Raw genomic sequence first — 15,010 nt, forward strand, 5'->3', positions numbered from 1 at the left:
GAATGGGTGAATGAGTGAATGATTCTAAGCGGAACCATTTACCTCATTCACCCATTCAGCCATTCACTCATTCACTCATTGTAACAATGGCCGTTAACAAAGACCTTCAATACCTCCGCAACATCGGGATTATGGCGCACATCGACGCCGGTAAAACCACGACGTCGGAGCGTATTCTGTACTACACGGGTAAAACCCACAAAATCGGGGAAGTGCACGACGGTGCCGCCACGATGGACTGGATGGAGCAGGAGCAGGAGCGTGGCATCACCATTACTTCGGCTGCTACGACCACCTTCTGGAACTACCCCACCGATGCCAAAGGCAACACGACGGGCGAAACCAAACAGTACAAAATCAACCTGATTGACACCCCCGGCCACGTTGACTTCACGGTGGAAGTAGAACGTTCGCTGCGCGTGCTCGACGGTGCCGTGGCGCTGTTCTGCGCCGTATCGGGCGTGGAGCCCCAGTCGGAAACCGTGTGGCGTCAGGCCGACAAGTACAAAGTGCCCCGCATCTGCTTCGTCAACAAGATGGACCGTGCCGGCGCTGACTTCTTCAAAGCCGTAAACGAAATCAAGGAGAAGCTCGGCGCCAACCCCGTGCCGCTGCAAATCCCGATTGGTGCCGAAGACACCTTCAAAGGCGTAGTTGACCTGCTCACCGGCAAAGCCATTGTGTGGGACGACAAAACCGAAGGCAAGTCGTACGACGAAATCCCCGTTCCCGAGGACTTGGTGGACACCGTGGCCGAATGGCGCGAGAAGCTCGTGGAGAGCGTAGCCGAGTACGACGATACGTTGATGGAGAAGTTCTTCGATGACCCGGACAGCATCACCCGCGAGGAAATGATGACGGTAATCCGCAAAGCGGTTATCGACATGAAGTTCTCGCCCGTGTTGTGCGGCTCGGCCTTCAAGAACAAAGGCGTGCAGACCATGCTGGACGCCGTAATGGCTTACCTGCCTTCGCCCCTCGACATGCCCGCCATCGTGGGCGTGAACCCCGAGACGGAAGAGGAAGTGGAGCGTCACCCCGACAACTCCGAGCCTTTCACCGCGCTGGCGTTTAAAATTGCTACCGACCCCTTCGTGGGCCGTCTGTGCTTCTTCCGCTGCTACAGCGGCGTGCTGGAGTCGGGCTCTTACGTGCTCAACAACCGCACCGGCAAGAAGGAGCGCATCTCGCGCCTCATGCAGATGCACTCCAACAAGCAGAATCCGATTGACAAAATTCAGGCGGGTGACATTGCTGCAGGTGTGGGCTTCAAAGACATCAAGACCGGCGACACGCTGACCGCCGAAGGCCAGCCCCTGGTGCTGGAGTCGATGAGCTTCCCCGAGCCGGTAATTGGCTACGCCATCGAGCCGAAGACGCAAGCCGACGTGGACAAAATGGGCATGGCCATCGCCAAGCTCATTGAGGAAGACCCCACCCTGCGTGTGAATACCGACGAGGAAACCGGCCAGACCATCCTGCGTGGTATGGGCGAACTCCACCTTGAAATCATCATCGACCGCATGCGTCGGGAATTCAAGGTTGAAATCAACCAGGGTGCTCCCCAGGTTGCTTACAAGGAGATTCTCACCAAGAAAGTTGACCACCGCGAAACCTACAAGAAGCAAACCGGTGGCCGCGGCAAATTCGGCGACATCGTGTTTGAGCTTGGTCCGAAAGAAACCGAGCCGGAGAAACCCGGCATGGAGTTCGATAACGCCATCGTCGGCGGTGTGATTCCCCGCGAATTCATCCAGCCCATCCAGAAGGGTTTTGAAGAAGCCATGAAGCGTGGTCCGCTGGCTGGCTTCCCGCTCGAAACCATGAAGGTGCGCCTGTACCACGGCTCGTTCCACGACGTTGACTCGGACGCTCTGTCGTTCGAACTCGCCGCTCGCGACGGCTTCCGCGAGGCAGCTCGCAAGGCTGGTCCGAAGCTGCTCGAGCCCATCATGGCCGTAGAAGTGGTGTGCCCCGACGAATACACGGGTCCCGTAACCGGCGACTTGAACCGTCGTCGTGGTCTGATGAAAGGCATGGACACGAAGGCCGGCGCTCAGGTAATCAAAGCCGACGTGCCGCTGTCCGAACTGTTCGGTTACGTAACCGACCTGCGCACCATCTCTTCGGGTCGCGCTTCGGCTTCGCTCACCTTCTCGCACTACGAGCAGGTGCCCACCAACCTGGCCGATGCCATCGTTGCCAAAGTAAAAGGAGGTAAATAAGCTTTTCTAATTGGGGCAATCGGCCCCTGCCCAATACCATGAACCAGAAAATTCGCATCAAGCTGAAAAGCTACGACCACAACTTGGTCGATAAATCCTCCGAGAAAATCGTGAAGGCCGTGAAGGCCACCGGTGCCATCGTGAGCGGCCCCATTCCGTTGCCCACGCAAAAGGAGAAGTTCACCGTGCTGCGCTCGCCCCACGTGAATAAGAAGAGCCGGGAGCAATTCCAGCTCTGCACCTACAAGCGCCTCGTGGACATCTTCTCGACCTCGTCGAAAACGGTTGACGCGCTGATGAAGCTGGAACTGCCCAGCGGCGTCGACGTAGAAATCAAAGTCTGAGGATTCGATTTCAGCGTGAATTGAAAGAAAGCCCCACCGTACTTCGTTGCGGTGGGGCTTTTTCTTTGGAACTTGCGGCCTACTACTTTGCCCACATGCAATCTGTTTTCACGCTTGCCCGCTTGCACCTGGCTGCTTTGTTCTTCTGCGGCTGTGTCATCGTCGGCATTTTCGTTGCAGAATGGTTTCGGGTGTTGCCTAGCATTGGCATCGCGGGGGTAGCGGCCACCGGCCTGGTGTATGCGGTTTCCCATCGCCGAATAGCCCATAAGCAACTTTGGCCGGTATTTGGAAGCTTGTTTTTGCTGTTTTTGGTGCACGCCTCGGCAGGTTTCCATACCACCGCCGCCAATGCCAGCGCCTATTATCAGGACTTGGTTTTGCAATTGCCAATCTTGGGACTGGGGCTGGGGTTTTGGTTGCTGCCGGCGTTGCCAAGTCGCTATCTGCGGTGGCTCTGGTTGCTGTTGATAGGGGTAACGGTGCTCGCGGCCTTAGGGGCCACCATCAATTACCTGCTACACGCCGCCGAAATCAATGAGAGCTACTACCGCTCCAAGGTGATGCCCACCGAGCCCGACCACATCCGCTTCAGCCTTATCATCACCTTGGCCATTGCGGCGGGCATCCTCATGCTCGAGCATCGGGCTGTGAAGCATTCCTGGAGAATCTGGCTGGGGGGCGCCGTGGTCTTGCTGGCGCTGTTTCTGCACATGCTGGCCGTGCGCAGCGGCGAACTGACGTTCTATGCGCTCGGAGGACTTGCCATCCTGTGGCTGGTGCTTCGCAAGCAGCAATGGAAACGAGCCGCCGCGCTGGCGGCTTGCTTGCTAGCGTTGCCAGCGATAAGCTACGTGGCTTTCCCTACGTTTCGGAATAAGATTACCAACACGAAGGAAGACGTTAGCAAGGCCAAACAGAAGACCAGTTCAGAAGGCAAGAAATTCTCCATCTCTGGCCGACTGTACTCTTATAAAGCAGCGCTGGAAGTGTGGCGCGACAACCCCATGCTGGGCGTGGGCAAGCCCGACTTGGAGGATGAGATGGCCGTCCGGTATGCCGAAGAGTATCCCGAGATGACCAGCGAGTATTACATCTTGCCGCACAATCAGTTCCTATACAACCTGGCCGCCTTTGGTGCCCTAGGCCTGTTGGTAGGCATGGTTGGCTTGTTCTATCCGGCGTGGTGGGCCCGCCGGAAGCAGGCCCCTCTGCTTCTTGCCCAATACGTGAGCATTGCGCTTTCTTTTCTGGTAGAATACACCTTGGAAACGCAAATAGGACTGGCGTTTGTGGTGTTTTTCCTGTTGCTGGCCCTGCAAGGACTGCTGCCTTGCGCCGACCGTGACCCAGTTTGGCGTCCGGCTTAGATGACAGCCTTTCCAGGAGCTAACAGCCTCACCTAGAAAATATTTCTAGGTGTCATTGTGATTCCCGAGCCTTTTTTCCTATCTTTGCACTCCCTTAGCGAAAACGGCACTCGGCCGTTTTCTTTTTGTGTCATTTAATCATTAACAGAATGCCTGGCATTATCGGTAAGAAAATCGGTATGACAAGCCTCTTCACTCCGGACGGGAAAAACATTCCCTGCACGCTCATCGAGGCGGGTCCGTGCGTAGTGACGCAGGTTAAGACTATCGCGAATGACGGCTACACCGCCATTCAAATTGGGTACGGCGAGAAAAAAGCCAAGAACACCACCAAAGCATTGGCTGGTCACTTCGCGAAAGCCGGTACGACCCCCAAGAAAAAATTGGTTGAATTCCGCCTCGACGCCGAATCGACCTACGCCGCTGGCGCTACCATCGACGCGACTCTCTTCGAAGAGGGCGAATTCGTGGACGTAGTAGGCACTTCCAAAGGCAAGGGTTTCCAGGGCGTTGTAAAGCGTTACAACTTCCAGGGTGTTGGTGGCCAGACCCACGGTCAGCACAACCGTCTGCGTCACCCCGGTTCTATCGGTGCTTGCTCGTGGCCTTCGCGCGTATTCAAAGGAATGCGCATGGGTGGCCGGATGGGCAATGACCGCGTGAAAGTGCAGAACCTGAAGGTAATGCGCGTAGTAGGCGACAAGAACCTGATTCTGGTGAGCGGCTCGATTCCCGGCGCGAAGAATTCTTACGTGGTAATCGAGAAATAGACTAGTACGATGGAACTCGCAGTATATAACCTCAAAGGCGAAGACACCGGCCGCAAAGTGACCCTGTCTGACGCCATCTTCGGTCTCGAAGTAAACGAGCACGTGATGTACTTGGACGTGAAGCAGTACCTGGCCAACCAGCGCCAAGGCACGCACAAGTCCAAGCAGCGCAACGAGGTGCACGGCACCACCAAGAAGCTGAAGAAACAAAAAGGCACGGGCGGCGCCCGCGCTGGCAGCATGAAGTCGGGTGTGTTCGTTGGTGGTGGCCGCATGTTCGGTCCCCAGCCCCGCGACTACGGCTTCAAGCTGAACAAGAAGACCAAGCGCGTAGCTCGCCTCTCGGCCCTGTCGAGCCTGGCGAAGGATGGCAAAATCTCCATCGTGGAGACCATTGCCATGACTACTCCCCGCACCAAGGACTTCGTTGCCATTCTGGACGGCCTCAAGCTGACTAACGGCAAAAAGACCATGCTCGTGACCGGCGAGGTGAACAAGAACGTCATCCTCAGCGCCCGCAACCTGCAGAAAGTGAAAGTGTCGACGCCCATCGGCCTCAACACCCACGACCTGCTGAACACGGACACGCTCCTGATTTCGGAAGACGGCATGGCTTCATTGGTTGAACTCTATAGCACCGCCGAATAATGAGCACCCTGAAACGCCCCATCGTTACCGAAAAGGCCACCGGCCTGAACGAGAAAGGTCGCTACACGTTCGAAGTGGAGCGCACCGCCAACAAAGTGCAAATCAAGAAGGACATCGAAGCCCTCTACGGCGTGACGGTGACCGAAATCAACACGATGCGCACCATTGGCAAAATGAAGACCAAAGGCACCAAAGGCGGTCAGGTGACCGGCCGTCGGGCCCACGGCAAGAAAGCCATTGTAACCGTGAAAGAAGGCGACGTTATCGACTTCTACGGCAACCTCTAGGCCTAGGCTCCGCCTCCATATTTTTCGCCGCAAAAGCACAACTAGCTAGTAATGGCACTTAAAAAACTCAGACCAACCAGCCCTGGGCAGCGCTTCCGCGTTGCGCCGGCGTTCGACGAGATTACGACGTCGACCCCGGAGAAGTCGCTCTTGACTTCCCTCAACAAGACGGGTGGCCGGAACTCTTCCGGTAAAATGTCCAACCGCTACATCGGTGGTGGTCACAAAACCCAGTACCGCATCGTGGACTTCAAGCGCGATAAAGCCGGTGTTCCGGCCGTCGTGAAGTCCATCGAGTACGACCCCAACCGCACGGCGCGCATCGCCCTCGTCAACTATGCTGACGGTGAGAAGCGTTACATCATCGCTCCCGCCGGCATGACGGTAGGCGCGAAGATTGTGTCGGGTCCCGGCGTCGCTCCCGAAGTAGGCAACACCCTGCCGCTGCGCGAGATTCCCCTCGGTACCATCCTCCACAACATCGAATTGCAGCCCGGCCAGGGCGCGGCCATGGCCCGCTCGGCCGGTACCTACGCCCAAATCGTAGCCCGCGAAGAGAAGTACGCCACGCTGAAATTGCCTTCGGGCGAGATGCGCATGGTGCTCGTTACCTGCATGGCCACCGTTGGTACCGTTTCGAACGGCGACCACATGAACACTGTGATGGGCAAAGCCGGCCGTAACCGCTGGGCTGGTCGTCGTCCCCGCGTTCGTGGCGTGGTGATGAACCCTGTCGACCACCCCATGGGTGGTGGCGAAGGCAAATCGTCGGGTGGTCACCCGCGGAGCCGCAACGGCATTTTGGCTAAGGGCCAGAAGACCCGCAACAAGAACAAGTATTCGGAGAACCTGATTGTGAGCCGCAAAGGCAAGAAGTAATATATGGCACGTTCACTAAAAAAAGGGCCGTACATTGACTTCCGGCTGGAAAAGAAAGTCACGGCCCTCGACACGGCCGGTAAGAAATCGGTGGTGAAGACCTGGTCGCGCCGCTCGATGATTTCCCCGGATTTCGTCGGCCACACGTTCGCTGTTCACAACGGCAATAAGTTCATCCCGGTGTATGTGACCGAGAACATGGTAGGGCACAAGCTGGGCGAATTCGCCCCGACGCGCAACTTCCGCGGTCACATCGCCAAAAAAGATAAAGGCAAGCGCTAAGATGGAAGCAGTAGCAAAACTCCGCAATGTGCCGACCTCGCCTCGCAAGATGCGTTTGGTGGCCGACCTCGTGCGCGGCAAGAAAGTGACCCAGGCCCTCGGCCTGTTGCGCTTCGAAGCCAACATCGGCGCCGAGAAGATTGAGAAACTGCTCCTTTCGGCCTTGGCCAACTGGCAGCAGCACAACGAAGACGAGCGGATTGAGGACGCAAACCTCTACGTCAGCGAAATCTTCGTGGACGAAGGCCGCCAGCTGAAGCGCCTGCGCCCCGCCCCCCAGGGCCGTGGCCACCGCATCCGCAAGCGCAGCAACCACGTGACGCTGAAAATCGACACGAAGGTTGAGAAGCTTGGCTCCAAGCACGCCAAAGAAGTTGGCACTACCGAAAACCCCAAGGCCGACGCCAAATCCTAATTTAACATGGGACAGAAAGTAAATCCAACTGGCTTCCGCCTCGGCGTAATCAAAGGCTGGGACTCTAACTGGTACGGCGGCAAGGACTTCGCCGAGAAACTGGTGGAGGACGAAAAAATCCGCAAGTACATCAACGCGCGCATTCAGAAAGGCGGCATCAGCCGCATTGTGATTGAGCGTACCCTGAAGCGCATCACCATCACCATCAACACGGCCCGTCCGGGTGTGGTGATTGGCAAAGGCGGCCAGGAAGTAGACAAGATTAAGGACGAGCTGAAGCAAATCACCAGCAAAGACGTTCAAATCAACATCTTCGAAATCAAGCGTCCGGAGTTGGATGCCAAGTTGGTAGGCGAGAGCATCGCCCAGCAACTGGCCGCTCGTATCTCCTTCCGTCGCGCCATGAAGATGTCGATTCAGGCTGCGATGCGTGTTGGTGCCGAAGGCATCAAGATTCAGTGCGGCGGCCGTCTCGGCGGTGCGGAAATTGCCCGTTCGGAGCAGTACAAAGAAGGTCGTACGCCGCTGCACACGTTGCGCGCTGACATCGACTACGCTTTGTCGGAGGCTCAGACCGTGTATGGCAAAATCGGTATCAAGGTGTGGGTGATGCGCGGTGAGGTATTCGGCAAGCCCGACCTCTCGCCGAACCAGCAGCTCACCAACCCCGGCGGTGGCGAAGGTGGCGGTGGTCGTCGTGACGACCGCGGCCCCCGCGGCGAGCGTCGTGATGGTGACCGTGGCCCGCGTCGCGATGGCGGTGCTGGCCGTGGTGCCGGCGACCGCGCCCCCCGCGGTGCTGGCGACAACGCCGGTCCTCGTCGCAATGGCCCCGCCCAAGGTGGTGGAGCCGGCGCCGCTCGCGGCCCGCGTCGCTAGAACTAAGCTTACGCATTTCACTTCGTTTGCCACTCGTTGGTGAACGAAGTGAAATGTTCGGCTGTTCGCCCCTCTCTTTTAGAACACTCTCTTTACAATAAACTAAAATGTTACAACCGAAAAGGACCAAGTATCGCAAGATGCAAAAGGGTCGCGTAACAGGCCTCGCCTACCGCGGCAGCTCCATAGACTTCGGTTCGTTCGCTATCAAGTCGCTGGAAGTGTCTTGGATTACGGCTCGCCAAATTGAGGCTGCTCGTATCGCCATGACCCGCGCCATGAAACGCGAAGGGCAAGTATGGATTCGCATTTTCCCCGACAAGCCGATTACCAAGAAGCCCGCTGAGGTGCGCATGGGTAAAGGCAAAGGCTCGCCCGAGTATTGGGTAGCCTGCGTGAAGCCCGGCCAAATCATGTTCGAGTCGGACGGTGTGTCGCTGGAAGTAGCTAAAGAATCGCTGCGTCTGGCGGCTCAGAAGCTTCCCGTAAAAACTTCATTCGTGGTTCGCCGCGACTATACGGACGCTGCTTAAGTCATGAAGAACAAGACCGACCTCAAAGGCCTTTCCGCCGATGCGCTGAAAGAGCAAATCAAAACCGAGCAGGCTCAGGGACAGCAGCTGCGTTTCGCTCACGCGATTTCGCCCCTGGAAAACCCCGCCCGCCTCAAGGCCAACCGTAAAAACGTCGCCCGCTTGCTCACCGAGCAGACTCGTCGGAACAACGAGCAGGCCTCTAACCCCGCTTAATTCCGATGGCAACCGACGTAACAACCCAAGACCAAGCCGTAGCTGAAGACTCGCGCAACATGCGCAAGGAAATCACCGGCACGGTAACGAGCAACAAGATGGACAAATCCATCACCGTGGCCGTGGTGCAGAAACACAAGCACCCCATCTACGGTAAGTTCGTGACCAAAACCACGAAATTCCACGCCCACGACGAGAAAAACGAGTGCGGCGAAGGCGACACGGTGCGCATCATGAGCACCCGCCCGCTGAGCAAAACCAAGCGGTGGCGCCTGGTGGAAATTATTGAACGCGCTAAGTAATCCAGAGCAATGATACAGCAAGAATCCCGCCTGACGGTGGCCGACAACAGCGGCGCCAAGGAAGTCCTCTGCATCCGTGTCCTGGGTGGCACGGGCAAGAAATACGCCAGCGTTGGCGACAAAATCGTGGTAGCCATCAAGTCGGCACTGCCCTCGGGCAACGCCAAGAAAGGCACCGTAAGCAAGGCCGTAGTGGTTCGCACGAAGAAAGAAGTACGCCGCAAAGACGGTTCGTACATCCGTTTCGACGACAACGCCGCCGTGTTGCTCAACAACAACGACGAGCCCCGCGGCACGCGCATCTTCGGCCCAGTGGCCCGTGAGCTCCGTGAGCGTCAGTTCATGAAAATTGTATCCTTAGCCCCCGAAGTACTCTAAGCTATGGCTATCAAGAAAGCAGCTCCCGTACAACTGCACGTGAAAACGGGCGACACCGTGAAGGTGATTGCCGGTGACGAGCGTGGCAAAACCGGCGTTATCAAGTCGGTGAACCGGGTGACCCAGCGCGTAACCGTTGAAGGTCTGAACCTGGTGACGAAACACAACAAGCCGAGCGCCAAATCGCCCCAGGGCGGCATCACCAAGATGGAGGCGCCCATGCACGTGAGCAACGTGCAGGCTATCAACCCCACCACCGGTGAGCGGGTGCGCAAAGGCGCCGCAGCTGCCGCAGCTCCGGCTGCTGCCCCTGCCAAAGCCAAGCGTGCCTCTGCCAAAACGGCTTAAGCAGCCCCCACCATCATGGCCCGTCTCAAAGACATTTATAAAAAAGACGTAGTACCGGCGCTTCAGGAGAAATTCCAGTTCAAGAGCATCATGCAGGTACCGCGCATTACCAAAATCTGCATCAACCGCGGCATTGGCGCGGCGGTAGCAGATAAGAAGCTGGTGGACAACGGCGTGGAAGAGCTGACCCAAATCACGGGCCAGAAAGCCGTTCCGACCATCGCCAAGCGTTCGGTGTCGAACTTCAAGCTCCGCGAAGGCATGCCCATCGGCGCGAAGGTGACCCTGCGCGGCGAGCGCATGTACGAGTTCATGGACCGTCTCCTGACGGTGGCCCTGCCCCGCGTACGTGACTTCAAAGGCATCAACGACAAAGGGTTCGATGGTCGTGGCAACTACACGCTCGGCGTGAAGGAGCAAATCATCTTCCCCGAAATCTCGATTGACAAAATCAAAGGCATCTCAGGCATGGACATCACGTTCGTGACCACCGCCGAAAACGACGAGCAGAGCTACGAGCTGCTGAAAGCGTTCGGTATGCCTTTCGCCAACGCTAAAAAAGACGCTTAATCTTCCGAACTCATGGCTAAAGAATCCATCAAAGCACGGGAGCGCAAGCGCATTGCCACCGTGGCCCGCTACGCTGAGAAGCGCAAGGCTCTGAAAGCTGCCGGCGACTACGAAGGTCTCGACAAGCTGCCCAAAAACGCTTCGCCCGTGCGCCTGCACAACCGCGACATGATTGACGGCCGCCCCCGCGGCTACATGCGCAAGTTTGGCATCAGCCGCGTGCGTTTCCGCGAAATGGCCCTCGCCGGGAAAATTCCCGGTGTGACCAAGTCGAGCTGGTAGTCCAGTACGGCTTTTCGTAAGCAATCGAATAGGCGCTCCCGCTTCGGCTGGAGCGCCTATTTTGCTTTCAGCTCACCCATCCTCTCTAAAGGCGGACGCCAATGTATCGGAAAGAATCATTGCGAACGTTCATATTGATTTTTGCCGTGCACTTGCATAAGTGCTTCGCTTTCCGCTACCTTTGCACTCCCAAAACCTGAGGCTTGCCTCAAAACCATTTGGCAGGTTGCCAAAAGAAACCATTGGCCGGACCGTCGCCGGACGTGCCAAGTAGTCTTAACCGAAATTTCGTTGGTCCCGTTGGGCACCCGGCGAAATTTTCTTATCTTTGCGCTCCGAAAAAAGCGGACGTATTTACTTATCAATGAACACTGACCCCATTGCCGACTACCTGACCCGGGTGCGCAACGCCATCAAGGCGAACCACCGGGTGGTAGAAATCCCGGCCAGCAACATCAAAAAGGAAATCACGAAGGTGCTCTACCAAAAGGGCTACATTCAGTCGTACCGGTTTGATGATTCGTCGGTTCAGGGCACCATCAAAATCGCCCTGAAGTACAACCCGACCACCAAGGCTCCCGCCATCACCAAGCTGCAGCGCGTTTCGACGCCCGGCTTGCGTCAGTACGTGGCTGCCGACAACCTGCCGCGGGTACTCAGCGGTCTGGGCGTCGCCATCATCTCGACCTCGAAGGGCGTGATGACGGAGAAAGAGGCCAAAACCGAGAACGTGGGCGGCGAGGTGCTGTGCTACGTGTACTAATCCGGAACCGCTTTAGCTAACTCATATATGTCACGTATTGGTAAACTCCCGATTTCCGTCCCCACCGGGGTCGCTATTTCGGTTGAGAAAGACAACGTGGTAACGGTGAAAGGCCCGAAGGGCACGCTTTCTACGCAAGTAGACCGCGATATCAACGTTGCCATTGAAGACGGTACCCTCACCGTAACCCGCCCCACCGAGCAGAAGCGCCACAAGGCCATGCACGGCCTGTACCGCTCGCTCATCAACAACATGGTGGAAGGCGTGAGCAACGGCTTCACCAAGCAGCTCGAACTCGTGGGTGTAGGCTACAAGGCCTCGCTCGTGGGCAGCACGCTGGAGCTGGCCCTCGGCTACTCGCACAACGTCTACATCGCCCTGCCGAAAGAAGTAACCGCCACGGCCGTTACCGAAAAAGGTAAGAACCCGATTGTGACCCTCAACAGCATCGACAACCAGCTGCTGGGCCAGGTGGCCGCCAAAATTCGTTCGCTGCGCAAAGTTGAGCCTTACAAAGGCAAGGGTGTGCGCTTCGTGGGCGAGATTATCCGTCGCAAAGCTGGTAAAACGGCTTCTAAATAAATTCGCATCATGGCATTTGATAAAGCAACTCGCCGCAAGCGGATTCAGCGCATTATCCGCACGAAAGTGTCCGGCACCTCGGAGCGTCCGCGCCTGTCGGTGTTCCGCAGCAACACGGGCATCTACGCCCAGATTATCGACGACACGGCCGGCCGCACGCTGGCTGCTGCTTCCTCGAAAAAAGTAACCGCAGAAGGTGGTAACGGCGTGGCCCTGGCCGCTGCCGTAGGCCGGCAGATTGCCGCCGTAGCTCAAGAGAAAGGCATCACGAAGGTGGTGTTCGACCGCTCGGGCTACCTCTACCACGGTCGCGTAAAATCATTGGCTGAAGGTGCTCGCGAAGGCGGCCTCAATTTCTAAATTATCATGGCGCAAGAACGCGACAACAACAACCGGGGCGGGGGCGACCGTCAGCGCAGCAACGACCGCGACCGGAACAAGGACAACTCCCGCATGGGTGCTGACTCCGACTTCAAAGAAAAAGTAGTAGCCATCAACCGCGTAGCGAAGGTGGTGAAAGGCGGTCGCCGCTTTAGCTTCTCTGCCATCGTGGTAGTGGGCGACGGCAACGGCAACGTGGGCTACGGCCTCGGCAAAGCCAACGAAGTAACCGACGCCATTGCCAAAGGCATTGACGACGCCAAGAAGAACGTGGTGAAAGTGCCCATGTACAAGCACACCGTTCCTCACCTCATGGAAGGCCGCTACGGCGGTGGTTTCGTGCTCATCCAGCCCGCAGCGGCTGGTACGGGTGTAATCGCCGGCGGTGCTATGCGCGCCGTGTTCGAGAGCGCCGGTATCAAGGATGTGCTGGCGAAGTCGAAAGGCTCGTCGAACCCTCACAACGTGGTAAAAGCAACGTTTGCAGCCCTCGCCAAAATGCGCGACCCGTTGCAAATCGCCCAAGCCCGTGGTATTTCTTTGGCCCGCGTTTTTAACGGTTAATTGACATGGCACAAATTCAAGTAAAGCTCGTGCGCAGCGCCATTGACCGCCCCGAGCGTCAGAAGCGCACCGTTCAGTCCCTCGGCCTGAACAAACTCAACAGCACCGCTACCCACGAATCGAACCCGTCCATCCTGGGCATGGTGAAGAGCGTGCAGCACCTGCTCCAAGTAACCGAACTGTAAGACTATATTCGTCATGCTTAATCTCAGCAATCTATCGCCCGCCTACGGCTCGACTAAAAACGAGAAGCGGATTGGCCGGGGCGAAGGCTCCACGCGCGGTGGCACGTCGACCCGTGGTCACAAAGGCGCTAAGTCGCGTTCGGGCTACAAGCGCAAATCCGGCTTCGAAGGTGGCCAGATGCCCCTGCAGCGCCGTGTGCCTAAGTTCGGCTTCAAGAGCCTGAACCGCGTCGAGTACAAAGCCATCAACCTTGACGTGTTGACTTCGCTGCTCGAAAAGGACGCTTCGGCTACGACCATGGACGCCTCGTTCTTCGTGGCTAAAGGTCTGGCCTCGAAAAACGCTAAAATCAAAGTTCTGGGCCGTGGCGAAATCGCTACGGCGGTAGAAGTTCATGCTCATGCATTCTCGAAGTCGGCCGTTGAGGCCATCGAGAAGGCTGGCGGCAAAGCGGTAACGCTCTAATAGCTACCTTCGGCAATGAATAAGTTTATCGAGTCGATAAAGAACATTTTTGCGATTGAGGATTTGCGTACGCGAATCCTCAATACGCTTTTCTTCATTGCCATCTATCGCCTAGGCGTTTACGTGGTGCTGCCGGGCGTTGACCCCACGCAGCTCAAGACCGGCGCCCAAGGCTTGTTTGGCATTCTGGATACGCTGCTTGGCGGCGCATTCAGCCACGCGTCGATTTTCGCGCTGGGCATCATGCCGTACATCTCGGCGTCGATTGTGTTGCAGCTGCTCACCATCGCCGTGCCCTACTTCCAGAAGCTCCAGAAGGAAGGCGAGTCGGGACGTAAGAAAATCAACCAGTACACCCGGATTCTCACGATTCCGATTGTGTTGGCCCAATCGGTTGGCTTCATCGCCACGATTAACGCCGAAGCCATCATCAATCCTGGCACGTTCTTCACCGTTTCGACCATGATTATCATCACGGCCGGCACGTTGTTCTGCATGTGGTTGGGCGAGAAAATCACGGACAAAGGCATCGGCAACGGTATCTCCATGATTATCATGATTGGAATCGTGTCGCGTCTCCCCGGTGCCATCATCGGTGAGGCCGCTGCCAAAGGCGTGAACAAGTCCCTCATCTTCCTGCTGGAAATGGTGGTGCTGTTCCTCGTGGTCATGGCGGTTATCGTGCTCACGCAAGCTGTTCGCCGTATCGCTGTGCAGTACGCTAAACAAGTTGGCGGCACCACGCAGTTGGATGCGCAGCGTCAGTTCATTCCTCTCAAAGTGAATGCTGCCGGCGTAATGCCCATCATCTTCGCGCAGTCGTTGATGTTCGTTCCCGCCATCGTGGCGTCGGTATGGCAGAACCAGAGCGATACCGCCAGCTACATCGGCGTGAAGTTTTCGGATTACACTTCGTGGCAGTACAACCTGACCTTCGGCCTACTAATTATCATCTTTACCTACTTCTACACCGCCATCAGCGTCAATCCTAACCAGATTGCCGATGACCTGAAGCGGAGCGGTGGTTTCGTACCCGGCGTCAAGCCTGGCCGCGATACCTCGGAGTTCATTGATGAAATCCTGACCCGTGTGACACTGCCCGGTGCCGTTGCTCTTGCACTCATCGCCATCTTCCCGGCCATTGCTTTGCTCCTTGGGGTGACTCGCCCGTTCTCGGCTTTCTATGGCGGCACGTCGCTCATCATCATGGTGGGTGTGGTGCTTGACACGGTGAACCAAGTACAGAGCTACCTGCTCATGCAGCACTACGATGGCATGATGAAGTCTGGCAAGCTGCGCGGTCGCACGGCCCAGCCGATTTCAATAGCGTCGTAAGCAGCC

The 15,010-nt window shown here is 56.9% G+C and carries 24 protein-coding genes; all 24 read left to right on the forward strand.

Annotated features, from left to right (window positions below):
* Nucleotides 1–86 precede the first annotated feature (86 nt).
* The 24 genes from fusA (at nt 87) to secY (ending at nt 15,004) form a co-directional block, all read left to right on the forward strand.
* Nucleotides 87–2,225: an elongation factor G gene (fusA, locus tag IC234_RS14055; RefSeq protein WP_190925670.1), complete on the forward strand. Its 2,139-nt coding sequence runs from the start codon at nt 87–89 to the stop codon at nt 2,223–2,225.
* Between the two features lie 38 nt (nt 2,226–2,263).
* Complete coding sequence (gene rpsJ, locus IC234_RS14060) at nt 2,264–2,569, forward strand: 30S ribosomal protein S10 (protein ID WP_190925673.1); 306 nt, start codon at nt 2,264–2,266, stop codon at nt 2,567–2,569.
* A 95-nt stretch (nt 2,570–2,664) separates the two neighbouring features.
* The gene (locus tag IC234_RS14065; protein ID WP_190925675.1) at nt 2,665–3,939 is read left to right on the forward strand and encodes an O-antigen ligase family protein; all 1,275 of its coding nucleotides are present in this window, start codon (nt 2,665–2,667) and stop codon (nt 3,937–3,939) included.
* Nucleotides 3,940–4,088: 149 nt separating this feature from the next.
* Complete coding sequence (rplC, locus tag IC234_RS14070) at nt 4,089–4,709, forward strand: 50S ribosomal protein L3 (protein WP_190925677.1); 621 nt, start codon at nt 4,089–4,091, stop codon at nt 4,707–4,709.
* Nucleotides 4,710–4,718: 9 nt separating this feature from the next.
* The gene (rplD, locus tag IC234_RS14075) at nt 4,719–5,357 is read left to right on the forward strand and encodes a 50S ribosomal protein L4 (RefSeq protein ID WP_190925679.1); all 639 of its coding nucleotides are present in this window, start codon (nt 4,719–4,721) and stop codon (nt 5,355–5,357) included.
* On the forward strand, nt 5,357–5,644 hold the full coding sequence (rplW, locus tag IC234_RS14080; RefSeq protein ID WP_190925681.1) for a 50S ribosomal protein L23: 288 nt from the start codon (nt 5,357–5,359) through the stop codon (nt 5,642–5,644). The genes rplD and rplW overlap by 1 nt, the downstream gene beginning before the upstream one ends.
* Nucleotides 5,645–5,695: 51 nt before the next feature.
* Nucleotides 5,696–6,523, forward strand: a complete 828-nt coding sequence (gene rplB / locus IC234_RS14085) for a 50S ribosomal protein L2 (protein WP_190925683.1) — start codon at nt 5,696–5,698, stop codon at nt 6,521–6,523.
* A 3-nt stretch (nt 6,524–6,526) separates the two neighbouring features.
* Complete coding sequence (gene rpsS / locus IC234_RS14090; RefSeq protein ID WP_190925685.1) at nt 6,527–6,805, forward strand: 30S ribosomal protein S19; 279 nt, start codon at nt 6,527–6,529, stop codon at nt 6,803–6,805.
* A 1-nt stretch (nt 6,806) separates the two neighbouring features.
* Nucleotides 6,807–7,220, forward strand: coding sequence for a 50S ribosomal protein L22 (gene rplV / locus IC234_RS14095; RefSeq protein WP_190925687.1), 414 nt, complete (start codon nt 6,807–6,809; stop codon nt 7,218–7,220).
* A gap of 6 nt (nt 7,221–7,226) precedes the next feature.
* Complete coding sequence (gene rpsC / locus IC234_RS14100) at nt 7,227–8,099, forward strand: 30S ribosomal protein S3 (RefSeq protein WP_190925689.1); 873 nt, start codon at nt 7,227–7,229, stop codon at nt 8,097–8,099.
* 107 nt (nt 8,100–8,206) lie between these two features.
* On the forward strand, nt 8,207–8,632 hold the full coding sequence (gene rplP, locus IC234_RS14105; RefSeq protein WP_046246580.1) for a 50S ribosomal protein L16: 426 nt from the start codon (nt 8,207–8,209) through the stop codon (nt 8,630–8,632).
* A 3-nt stretch (nt 8,633–8,635) separates the two neighbouring features.
* Entirely contained in the window at nt 8,636–8,848 is a 213-nt protein-coding gene (rpmC, locus tag IC234_RS14110) for a 50S ribosomal protein L29 (protein WP_190925691.1), read from the forward strand.
* 5 nt (nt 8,849–8,853) lie between these two features.
* Nucleotides 8,854–9,150 (forward strand): 30S ribosomal protein S17, encoded by a 297-nt coding sequence (rpsQ, locus tag IC234_RS14115; RefSeq protein ID WP_190925693.1) that lies wholly within the window; start codon nt 8,854–8,856, stop codon nt 9,148–9,150.
* 9 nt (nt 9,151–9,159) lie between these two features.
* Nucleotides 9,160–9,528 carry a 50S ribosomal protein L14 gene (rplN, locus tag IC234_RS14120; RefSeq protein ID WP_190925695.1) on the forward strand — a complete coding sequence of 123 codons (369 nt, stop codon included), beginning with the start codon at nt 9,160–9,162 and terminating at the stop codon, nt 9,526–9,528.
* 3 nt (nt 9,529–9,531) lie between these two features.
* Complete coding sequence (gene rplX / locus IC234_RS14125) at nt 9,532–9,876, forward strand: 50S ribosomal protein L24 (protein ID WP_190925698.1); 345 nt, start codon at nt 9,532–9,534, stop codon at nt 9,874–9,876.
* Between the two features lie 15 nt (nt 9,877–9,891).
* Nucleotides 9,892–10,446, forward strand: a complete 555-nt coding sequence (rplE, locus tag IC234_RS14130) for a 50S ribosomal protein L5 (protein ID WP_190925700.1) — start codon at nt 9,892–9,894, stop codon at nt 10,444–10,446.
* Nucleotides 10,447–10,458: 12 nt separating this feature from the next.
* On the forward strand, nt 10,459–10,728 hold the full coding sequence (gene rpsN, locus IC234_RS14135) for a 30S ribosomal protein S14 (RefSeq protein WP_035567891.1): 270 nt from the start codon (nt 10,459–10,461) through the stop codon (nt 10,726–10,728).
* 364 nt (nt 10,729–11,092) lie between these two features.
* Complete coding sequence (rpsH, locus tag IC234_RS14140; RefSeq protein ID WP_190925702.1) at nt 11,093–11,491, forward strand: 30S ribosomal protein S8; 399 nt, start codon at nt 11,093–11,095, stop codon at nt 11,489–11,491.
* Between the two features lie 27 nt (nt 11,492–11,518).
* Nucleotides 11,519–12,073 (forward strand): 50S ribosomal protein L6, encoded by a 555-nt coding sequence (rplF, locus tag IC234_RS14145; RefSeq protein ID WP_190925704.1) that lies wholly within the window; start codon nt 11,519–11,521, stop codon nt 12,071–12,073.
* A 9-nt stretch (nt 12,074–12,082) separates the two neighbouring features.
* Nucleotides 12,083–12,433 (forward strand): 50S ribosomal protein L18, encoded by a 351-nt coding sequence (gene rplR / locus IC234_RS14150; protein ID WP_046246591.1) that lies wholly within the window; start codon nt 12,083–12,085, stop codon nt 12,431–12,433.
* 93 nt (nt 12,434–12,526) lie between these two features.
* Nucleotides 12,527–13,018 carry a 30S ribosomal protein S5 gene (gene rpsE, locus IC234_RS14155; protein ID WP_035567955.1) on the forward strand — a complete coding sequence of 164 codons (492 nt, stop codon included), beginning with the start codon at nt 12,527–12,529 and terminating at the stop codon, nt 13,016–13,018.
* 5 nt (nt 13,019–13,023) lie between these two features.
* Nucleotides 13,024–13,203: a 50S ribosomal protein L30 gene (gene rpmD, locus IC234_RS14160; RefSeq protein ID WP_190925707.1), complete on the forward strand. Its 180-nt coding sequence runs from the start codon at nt 13,024–13,026 to the stop codon at nt 13,201–13,203.
* Between the two features lie 13 nt (nt 13,204–13,216).
* Entirely contained in the window at nt 13,217–13,669 is a 453-nt protein-coding gene (rplO, locus tag IC234_RS14165) for a 50S ribosomal protein L15 (protein ID WP_190925709.1), read from the forward strand.
* 15 nt (nt 13,670–13,684) lie between these two features.
* Nucleotides 13,685–15,004, forward strand: coding sequence for a preprotein translocase subunit SecY (secY, locus tag IC234_RS14170; RefSeq protein ID WP_190925713.1), 1,320 nt, complete (start codon nt 13,685–13,687; stop codon nt 15,002–15,004).
* The last annotated feature ends 6 nt before the right edge of the window (nt 15,005–15,010 follow it).

Origin of the sequence: Hymenobacter armeniacus (genome assembly GCF_014699055.1) — a bacterium.
In the GTDB taxonomy this organism is placed as follows: domain Bacteria; phylum Bacteroidota; class Bacteroidia; order Cytophagales; family Hymenobacteraceae; genus Hymenobacter; species Hymenobacter armeniacus.

Bases quoted from the DNA above. Each gene is read 5' to 3' on its own strand.
- fusA (WP_190925670.1), top strand. From the start codon at position 87: ATGGCCGTTAACAAAGACCTTCAATACCTCCGCAACATCGGGATTATG.
- rpsJ (WP_190925673.1), top strand. From the start codon at position 2,264: ATGAACCAGAAAATTCGCATCAAGCTGAAAAGCTACGACCACAACTTG.
- IC234_RS14065 (WP_190925675.1), top strand. From the start codon at position 2,665: ATGCAATCTGTTTTCACGCTTGCCCGCTTGCACCTGGCTGCTTTGTTC.
- rplC (WP_190925677.1), top strand. From the start codon at position 4,089: ATGCCTGGCATTATCGGTAAGAAAATCGGTATGACAAGCCTCTTCACT.
- rplD (WP_190925679.1), top strand. From the start codon at position 4,719: ATGGAACTCGCAGTATATAACCTCAAAGGCGAAGACACCGGCCGCAAA.
- rplW (WP_190925681.1), top strand. From the start codon at position 5,357: ATGAGCACCCTGAAACGCCCCATCGTTACCGAAAAGGCCACCGGCCTG.
- rplB (WP_190925683.1), top strand. From the start codon at position 5,696: ATGGCACTTAAAAAACTCAGACCAACCAGCCCTGGGCAGCGCTTCCGC.
- rpsS (WP_190925685.1), top strand. From the start codon at position 6,527: ATGGCACGTTCACTAAAAAAAGGGCCGTACATTGACTTCCGGCTGGAA.
- rplV (WP_190925687.1), top strand. From the start codon at position 6,807: ATGGAAGCAGTAGCAAAACTCCGCAATGTGCCGACCTCGCCTCGCAAG.
- rpsC (WP_190925689.1), top strand. From the start codon at position 7,227: ATGGGACAGAAAGTAAATCCAACTGGCTTCCGCCTCGGCGTAATCAAA.
- rplP (WP_046246580.1), top strand. From the start codon at position 8,207: ATGTTACAACCGAAAAGGACCAAGTATCGCAAGATGCAAAAGGGTCGC.
- rpmC (WP_190925691.1), top strand. From the start codon at position 8,636: ATGAAGAACAAGACCGACCTCAAAGGCCTTTCCGCCGATGCGCTGAAA.
- rpsQ (WP_190925693.1), top strand. From the start codon at position 8,854: ATGGCAACCGACGTAACAACCCAAGACCAAGCCGTAGCTGAAGACTCG.
- rplN (WP_190925695.1), top strand. From the start codon at position 9,160: ATGATACAGCAAGAATCCCGCCTGACGGTGGCCGACAACAGCGGCGCC.
- rplX (WP_190925698.1), top strand. From the start codon at position 9,532: ATGGCTATCAAGAAAGCAGCTCCCGTACAACTGCACGTGAAAACGGGC.
- rplE (WP_190925700.1), top strand. From the start codon at position 9,892: ATGGCCCGTCTCAAAGACATTTATAAAAAAGACGTAGTACCGGCGCTT.
- rpsN (WP_035567891.1), top strand. From the start codon at position 10,459: ATGGCTAAAGAATCCATCAAAGCACGGGAGCGCAAGCGCATTGCCACC.
- rpsH (WP_190925702.1), top strand. From the start codon at position 11,093: ATGAACACTGACCCCATTGCCGACTACCTGACCCGGGTGCGCAACGCC.
- rplF (WP_190925704.1), top strand. From the start codon at position 11,519: ATGTCACGTATTGGTAAACTCCCGATTTCCGTCCCCACCGGGGTCGCT.
- rplR (WP_046246591.1), top strand. From the start codon at position 12,083: ATGGCATTTGATAAAGCAACTCGCCGCAAGCGGATTCAGCGCATTATC.
- rpsE (WP_035567955.1), top strand. From the start codon at position 12,527: ATGGGTGCTGACTCCGACTTCAAAGAAAAAGTAGTAGCCATCAACCGC.
- rpmD (WP_190925707.1), top strand. From the start codon at position 13,024: ATGGCACAAATTCAAGTAAAGCTCGTGCGCAGCGCCATTGACCGCCCC.
- rplO (WP_190925709.1), top strand. From the start codon at position 13,217: ATGCTTAATCTCAGCAATCTATCGCCCGCCTACGGCTCGACTAAAAAC.
- secY (WP_190925713.1), top strand. From the start codon at position 13,685: ATGAATAAGTTTATCGAGTCGATAAAGAACATTTTTGCGATTGAGGAT.